The following is a 1,217-nucleotide window of genomic DNA, read 5'->3' as shown; positions in this document are numbered from 1 at the left end:
ATCTTCACATGGTTTAATCCAAGCAATATCGTCACCTACAGTTTCGATTTTCCAACCTTCATAACCTGCTGGTGGAATTAACATTGCAAAGTTTGTTTTACCACAAGCAGACGGGAATGCAGCAGCGATGTAGTGTTTTTCACCTTGAGGGTTAGTTACACCAAGAATAAGCATGTGTTCAGCTAACCAACCTTGTTCGCGTCCCATGACAGAAGCGATACGAAGAGCTAAACATTTTTTACCAAGTAACGCGTTACCGCCGTAACCAGAACCGAAAGACCAGATTTCGCGAGTTTCTGGGTAATGAACGATATATTTCTCTGGGTTACAAGGCCAAGCAACATCTTTTTGACCTTCAGCAAGTGGAGCACCTACTGTATGTACGCAAGGAACAAACTCGCCATCTGTACCTAATACGTCATAAACTGCTTTACCCATACGTGCCATTTTGCGCATGCTAACAGCTACATAAGGAGAGTCAGTTAACTCGATACCAATGTGAGCAATATGGCTACCTAAAGGACCCATAGAGAAAGGAACAACGTACATGGTACGGCCTTTCATTGAACCTTCAAATAAACCATTTAATTTTTCACGCATAACAGCTGGATCTTCCCAGTTGTTTGTCGCACCAGCATCTTCTTTATTTTGAGAGCAGATGTAAGTACGATCTTCAACACGCGCAACGTCAGATGGGTCAGAATTTGCAAGATAAGAACCAGGATGTTTTTCTTGGTTTAATTTCTGCATGGTGCCGTTAGCGATCATCAAGTCGATTAGACGTTGATACACGTCTTCGCTTCCGTCACACCCTTCGATTTTTGCTGGTTTGGTTAAGTTTGCAATTTATTCAACCCATGCTATAAGCTTAGGATGACGAACGAATTCTGGTGCGTTCACTGTGGTCATGGTGAGGCCTATTCAAAATATGTACAACGTACAAGTCATTCATTGGGATACAATGAAAGATCAAATAAAAAAGTGGCTGTATTAAAGCATAAAATCATAAAAAAAAATAAGACTAAAGACTAACTAGTAGATATTTGGGGTTTTGTTTATTTTTTAATGAAAATCATATGTTTATATGTTTTTATAAGGTTTTTGCTTTTATATTTTTATGTTATATGTATGTTATTTATCTAAATTATTTTATTTAAAATCAATTAGTTAGGCTTGAAAAATTTTTTTGAGAATTATTATTGATTATACAAATGAAG

At 37.3% G+C, this 1,217-nt stretch carries 1 pseudogene; it reads right to left on the bottom strand.

What is annotated here, in order from left to right:
- Positions 1 to 909: pseudogene (locus VXQ92_RS19210) on the bottom strand (phosphoenolpyruvate carboxykinase domain-containing protein); the annotation flags it as partial.
- Between the last annotated feature and the right edge of the window lie 308 nt (positions 910 to 1,217).

The organism is Acinetobacter sp. 228, assembly GCF_048147885.1.
This window is presented reverse-complemented; position numbering and strand designations above follow the sequence as displayed.